Source organism: Pseudoalteromonas rubra (assembly GCF_000967655.1).
Taxonomy (GTDB): Bacteria; Pseudomonadota; Gammaproteobacteria; order Enterobacterales; family Alteromonadaceae; genus Pseudoalteromonas; species Pseudoalteromonas rubra_A.
Map to the genome: position 1 here is coordinate 1 of NZ_JXYA01000062.1, position 6248 is coordinate 6248.

Consider the following 6248-nt stretch of genomic DNA (forward strand, 5'->3'; position numbering starts at 1 on the left):
CAGATCCTGGAAGGGTTTAGCCAGTTGCTTGTATTGAATGAGCAGCTAGAAACTATGGAGCTGGACGAGCAAACCCGGCATGTGGCGACCTCGGCGTTTTACTCAGACACCAAGCAGCTGTTGCAGGAATTGGCGCATGTTTGGAACCAGTTACAGAGTAGCCTGGGCCACCTGGACGAAGTAAAACCCAGTGGTGAATGGTTACAGGAACTGGGCTTTGACGGTGCCGAAGAGGTGCTGGTATGAGCGATTTAACCATAGAGTATTGGGGTCAAAAGCTGGAAAGCGCCGAACATGGGCAAAAAGGCGATATTTTGAAGCAGGGCTGTGCTGCACTGGCTGTTAGCAAGCATGCATTTTACCGGCGATTGAAAAAGGCGGGTTTTGGTAGCGGTAAAGCCAAGCGCCGAGATGCAGGTACAACAGCTATGAGTGAAGAGGCCATTGATTTGATGGTGTCGATACTGAATTTGTCGGTTCGTGAAAATGGCAAGCGAGTAATGAACGTGCCCGTGGCAGCAAGCATTTTGGCTGAAAATGGCTACAAGTGCCTGAGCCCCAGCCAGATTAGCCGGGTACTGGCTAAGCGCCAGGCCAGTATAAAACAGCTGGATAAAGCCAAGCCACACAAGCAATTACGCAGCCTGGGCCCAAACCATGTGCACCAGGTGGACCCCTCATACTGTTTGTTGTACTACCCGCCCGGGCGGCGCAAAGGTGTGCGGCAAAAATTTATGAATGATGCCGACTTTTATGCAAACAAGCCTGAAAACATAGAAAAAATTAAGCACCTGCGCGTATGGCGTTACGTAATGACAGACCATTTTAGCGGTGCTGTAAGGGTTAAATACTATGAAGCCGCAGGCGAGAACCAGGCTAATCTATTTGATTTTCTGATGTGGTGCTGGCGACAGCAAGATAACTCGGAAATTATGGGGCCGTGTGAGCAACTGCTGTGGGACAAAGGCAGTGCGAATACCTCTGGCGCTATCAAAAATGTACTGAAAGCGCTGAAAGTAACCCCGATAGAGCACAAAGCAGGTAGCCCGCGTGCCAAAGGCTCGGTGGAAAATGGCAATGACCTAGTGGAAACCCAGTTTGAAAGCCGTATTTTACTGGAGCCTGTTAACAGTGTTGCCGAGCTTAATGAAAGCGTGTTGGCATGGCAACGCGCATTTAATGCCAACAAAATTAAGGGCCAAAACTGCCTGCATTCCCGACACAAGCGCTCTCGCCTTGATGTATGGCTGATGATCTATCAGCCGGAGTATCGGCACAGGCTGCGCGCGTTGCCAGACGAGCAGACATGCCGATTGTTGCTTACCAAAGACACCGAAACACGCAAGGTCAAAGGTGATTTAACGGTGACTTATCGCCATCCGGTTACGAAGTGCCAGATGACCTATGACCTGAGTGAGGTTGAATACATCAGTAACGGGATCACTGTGGAAGTTAGCCCGATCATTGTGGGCAACTCACCGGATTTACTCGTGGGTATTAAAACACCACTGGATGAAATTGTTTATCACCAGATTGAGCCCGTTGAGTTTGATGCCGTGGGCTTTCGAATGGACGCCCCTGTTATTGGTGAAAACTACGACCAGCATGCAGACACCCCAACTGAAACAGCAACAAAAGATGCTGATCGCCTTGCCTATCCAGGTATGAATGACGAGCAAATACAAAAAGCCAAAAAGGATAAGGCCGTGCCGTTTGATGGCCAGTTGAATGCGCACTCTTACCTGAAAGAGGTGACGCATGAAACCCGGATCACGCCAACAGGTGAATCCATTACGCCAGATAGTGCGGTTGCTGCTCAGATTGCAGAGGCACCCAAGCATAAAGGACGGGTCATTGACGAAATAGATTTGCGAATTGCGGTTGCCAGCCGACTGGGCCGTCAGTTACGACCAGCCGAAATTGACTGGTTGGCTACCAGGAATGTTGTTGAATCGGAAGTTAATAACGTAGTGGAACAACTGCAACTGGGCGTAGCACAAGCGCCGGTGCTGAAGATAGCGAGATAGTGATTTGAGAATTACAAAGCTTAGCCATGTGATTGAAGTACTGGGAGTTAAGCAAGCCCACATAGTGAAACAAATAAAGGAAAGAGGACACAGTTTTAGTAAGGCCAGTTTAAGCCGTGTAACCACGCAGGCTGATTGGCCAAAAACATGCGATAAGGCAGCTATTGAGGCTGCAATCACAGACATTTTGCAAGACGCAGGAGCCAACCCGGAGCAGCTATCTGAGCTGTTTACCTGGTACGAGCCCAAACCGCAAAACCCAGAAGTTGACTATGAAGAACCGGAGCCAGAAATGTTAACCGTTGCAGCCAAACAATTTTTTAAAATGCGCAGAGACCCGTTTGAAAATGAGATTAACAGTGAATCGGATGTGTTTTTAGTGGAGTCGCACCGCGTGATACTGGAAGACATGCTCAGTGCGGCCAGTGCAGGCAGCATGATCGCTTTGTATGGTGAGTGTGGCAGCGGTAAGACGATTATTCGCCGCTGTTTTATTCATCAGATCCAGCAGGACCACCCGGATGTCATTCTGATCCAGCCAGCCAGGCTGGACCGGCGAAAAATTACCGCCGAATCCATCTCAACTGCTATTTGCCGCGCGTTACAAATAAAGCACCGCCCCAGTGCTGAAGAGCGGGACGCCGCAATTGAGGACGCATTAATTGAAAGCTCTAACAACGGCCACTTGCACCTGATGGTAATAGATGAAGCCCATGACCTGAATGCTGATGTAATTAAGTTGCTTAAGCGGATCTGGGAACTGACCCATGGGTTTCGCCGCGTAATGGGCATTGTACTTATAGGCCAGTCGGAATTACGCAAGAAGCTATCCGGGCAGAATGTGCGCGAATTTACCTGGCGCTGTAACCAGATCCAAATGCAGCCGCTGGGTGTACATGTGCCAGCTTATTTGCGCCACAAGTTTGCCCGAGTGGGATTAGATGCCGATGCAATTTTTACGGATGACGCGATCAGTGCACTACGTGGTAAATGCCATGCACGGGTTCGCCAGGGAATAGCCCTGGATGATACCGATTTAGACCGGTCATATCCGCTCAGTATTAATACCTGGACAGCTAAGGTAATGAACCTGGCAGCTCAAATTGGTGAGAACAAGATCACCGAAAAACTGGTTCATAAGGTGTAGTTATGGAGCATGTACAAGTACAGATCACAGGTGTGGCAATGGTCACATTTACCCACACGGTTACGCTCCCCAAGGTAGAGGCTCAGACCGTATTGAGCGATGACAACCAGATGCAACAGCTTCTGGCCAAGCACCACGATGTGCAGGTTGACCAGTGGCAAAACGTGTTTGGCCAGCGCGAACAAGTTCTAAGATCAGATGTAAGGAATAACCATGAGTGAAGTAACCCCTAATAAAGAAGAACGAACATTTTTGATTAACGCCCGTGGGTTCCAGGTACCGCTGGATAAAATAGCGCCGCAGGACATTGAAAAGCACGATTTAGTCACTCGTGTTGTGGGTGATGCAGAAGCGCTGTCTGAACTGCATGATGAATTTAAACGCAAGGTATTTGGAGACGTCAATGAATTTGTTGCTGAGCTGGCTCACAAGTACAACGTTGAGGTGGGCGGTGCTAAAGGCAACGTGACCTTAACCAGTTACGATGTGAAACATAAGGTCGAAGTGGGCGTTGCTGACCAGATCACCTTTGGGCCAGAAATCAACGTAGCAAAGGAGCTTATCGACAAGGTTATCAATGAAAAGCTGGAGTCACTGGGTGAAGATCAGCTGTTGCGCGACGTAACTCAAGACGCCTTTAGCACAAATAGCGATGGTAACTACAACAAGGCCAGAATTATGGCACTTCGTAAGTATCGGATGGCAAGTGACAGTGAAGACTGGACCGCTGCCATGCAGGCGCTGGATGACGCGATCATCCTCTCCAGTACAAAAACGTACGTGCGCTTTTATAAGCGCAATGCTCAGGGCGGCTGGGTTCATATTCCATTGGTTAGCAAGTCTTTGTAGGGGGTCGTACTATGTCTAATTTTGAACGCGTGATTGTTACCTGTAACAACGATTATGAGGTCACATTCGCAATTGACCACAGCAAGATTAATGAGGCGCAGTGGCATCAGCTCAATAACTTCTGGATTGATGCGGAAGACCGGCTGGATGAAGCGGACGGCAACGTAATGACTGCTGTTCTGGTTCACCTGGCGAAGCACTGCATGTGCTTACAAGTGACTCATGATTACAACAGCTACGGTGTTATGAGTGCATTTGATTGTGAGAAAGGAGAAGGCCAGGAAGGTTGGCCGAAAATGGATGGCTCACAAGGTATTTTGATACAACACTGTGAACCATTTGAATTTGTAGTCGATCCTGATTGTGATGTAACGAGCAAAGCAATTGACGCAATGCCAAAGCTACCCAGACCATCTGAGGAGTGGCTATGAAGCCGAGTAAATCAAGGCTGATCCAGTTAATCCACGTGGGCAAAGGCAAGCTGCAATGGGATGATGCTTTTTATCGTGAAATCCTGGTGCACTGCACCGGAAAGGACAGCTGCTCAAAAATGAATGCTGGTGAGCTGAACACCGTTCTGGATTACATGAAAAGCAAAGGCTTTACGGTGATAACTAAAAAGCGTGCCGGTAAGGGGCGCAATTCTCCGATTACCCGCGATAAGGATCAAAAAACGCCTCTAGATAAACTCCGCCAGACCTGGATTGCCATGAAAAGCCGTGGCTATCTGCGTGATGGTTCTGAAGAAGCATTGTTGAATTGGAGTAAATCGCAAGCAAAGCGTCTGAATAAGGGCGCAGCGGTTGAGCAGCTGAAAAGCTGGTATCAGCGGGAAATGGTCACAGAGCTGAAAGACCTGGTGCCAGATCTACGAGCGTTGCCACTGGTCGATGAGGAACAACATGAGGCCAAAAGCACCGTTTATGAGCACGGCAATTTCAGCAAGTGCAATGTTGAGCAACTCGAAGCCGCGCTTGCCTTTATTGGCGTGATGCTGGGCCGCTATGAGGAGGCAACTAATGGCTGATCTCGGCAAAGGCTCAGAACGTGGGATAGGCATGTTGCTGGCAATCTTTGAGGTCGTCACGCGTGGTGTAGCCGATATTGTTGGTAAAGAACGAGCGGGTGAAATAGGCCGTGAGGTTGTCGATGAAGTTCGCCATACATTTGGCGGCGAGAATGTTTACGTATGTAAAGGCATATCACTGGATACCATCCTAACGCATAACCAAATTTGGGGTGAATTTACCGGAGATAACCACGTAGCCCTTTCAAAAAAGTATGGCTATTCCGTGCAGTGGATATATGAAGTCTTACGGTCCATGGAAAAGCTTAAAAAAGATGAGGTCCAGGGTGACCTATTCGACAGCAGTAAAGGTCAAGGCCCAAACGATCAATGGGGGATACATGAGTAAACAAAACCTTGTAGGTGTTATGGCCCTGGTGTTTAGTGCAGGCACCATCAGTGGTGTGGTTGCACATTCAGTTATAACCGATAACACGCCAGGACAGAGCAGAGGTAATGGCCCAGCAGCATATCCGCCAATTGAGAGCTGGGTGCCTCATGGCAATGGCGGGCCATCGTTGCGACCGATGAAACCTGTAACACAACCTCTTTACCAAGTTGTGCTTGACGCTGTATTTAATAAGGGGGATGTATGCCAAGCAGATGGTTCGAAGTAAAAGTCACGGCCAGCAAATACGTTGTGGTTCAAACGGATGAAACAGATGAAAACCCTTCGCTTTTTGCTGCTCAGATAGCTAGTGACGAATTTAATTGCGACACAGAAGAAGACGTAACGGAGCTGACAAGCCCAGAAGCAATCGAATCAGCCAAGCTCGATGCTGATAGTGTTTATGAAATTGGAGAGTAAAGTAGTGAAAGAAAAAGCCATGGCAGCAATTGCGCCACAATTTATAGCTGGCTATTTGAACCAGTGTGAGTGTAAGTCCTTTGAGGATGTAGGCATCGCGCTTCAGCAGCTAATTGATACAGCCCAGGAAACTAAACTGGGCTATCAAAATCACCCTGAGGCTCAAAGAGCCCAGACTGCACCAACTATCAACTAGCCACATTTAGGCGAAAGCGGCGCGAAATTATGACCGCCGCTGATTTTCAAATAATGAAAACGTTTTTAATATATTGTCCCACTCAGTCCCGTACTCTCCCGGATATTCCCGGAGTTTTCGCACAATACCGTAGTGAGTTTTCGTACATTGGATCA

General features: G+C 48.4%; 9 protein-coding genes and 1 pseudogene. All 10 read left to right on the forward strand.

Features of this window, described 5'->3' with window-relative positions; all coding sequences use genetic code 11:
- Positions 1-246: pseudogene (locus TW77_RS25435) on the forward strand (hypothetical protein); the annotation flags it as partial.
- A complete protein-coding gene (locus TW77_RS21530; RefSeq protein WP_046007021.1) occupies positions 243-2027 on the forward strand; it encodes a DDE-type integrase/transposase/recombinase in 1785 nt (594 codons plus the stop codon). The pseudogene TW77_RS25435 and the gene TW77_RS21530, both read left to right, overlap by 4 nt.
- Positions 2028-2031: 4 nt before the next feature.
- Positions 2032-3174, forward strand: coding sequence for an ExeA family protein (locus tag TW77_RS21535; RefSeq protein WP_156158726.1), 1143 nt, complete (start codon positions 2032-2034; stop codon positions 3172-3174).
- Positions 3175-3176: 2 nt separating this feature from the next.
- Positions 3177-3395: a hypothetical protein gene (locus TW77_RS21540; RefSeq protein WP_010385590.1), complete on the forward strand. Its 219-nt coding sequence runs from the start codon at positions 3177-3179 to the stop codon at positions 3393-3395.
- Positions 3388-4023, forward strand: coding sequence for a DUF3164 family protein (locus tag TW77_RS21545; protein ID WP_046007023.1), 636 nt, complete (start codon positions 3388-3390; stop codon positions 4021-4023). Before TW77_RS21540 ends, TW77_RS21545 begins: the two co-directional genes overlap by 8 nt.
- Positions 4024-4034: 11 nt before the next feature.
- Positions 4035-4454, forward strand: coding sequence for a DUF2528 family protein (locus tag TW77_RS21550; protein ID WP_046007024.1), 420 nt, complete (start codon positions 4035-4037; stop codon positions 4452-4454).
- Positions 4451-5050 carry a gp16 family protein gene (locus TW77_RS21555; protein WP_046007025.1) on the forward strand — a complete coding sequence of 200 codons (600 nt, stop codon included), beginning with the start codon at positions 4451-4453 and terminating at the stop codon, positions 5048-5050. Before TW77_RS21550 ends, TW77_RS21555 begins: the two co-directional genes overlap by 4 nt.
- Positions 5043-5438 carry a Mor transcription activator family protein gene (locus TW77_RS21560; RefSeq protein WP_046007026.1) on the forward strand — a complete coding sequence of 132 codons (396 nt, stop codon included), beginning with the start codon at positions 5043-5045 and terminating at the stop codon, positions 5436-5438. Before TW77_RS21555 ends, TW77_RS21560 begins: the two co-directional genes overlap by 8 nt.
- Positions 5439-5681: 243 nt before the next feature.
- Entirely contained in the window at positions 5682-5897 is a 216-nt protein-coding gene (locus TW77_RS21570) for a hypothetical protein (protein ID WP_046007028.1), read from the forward strand.
- Positions 5898-5901: 4 nt separating this feature from the next.
- Positions 5902-6093 carry a hypothetical protein gene (locus TW77_RS21575; protein WP_156158727.1) on the forward strand — a complete coding sequence of 64 codons (192 nt, stop codon included), beginning with the start codon at positions 5902-5904 and terminating at the stop codon, positions 6091-6093.
- Positions 6094-6248 lie beyond the last annotated feature (155 nt).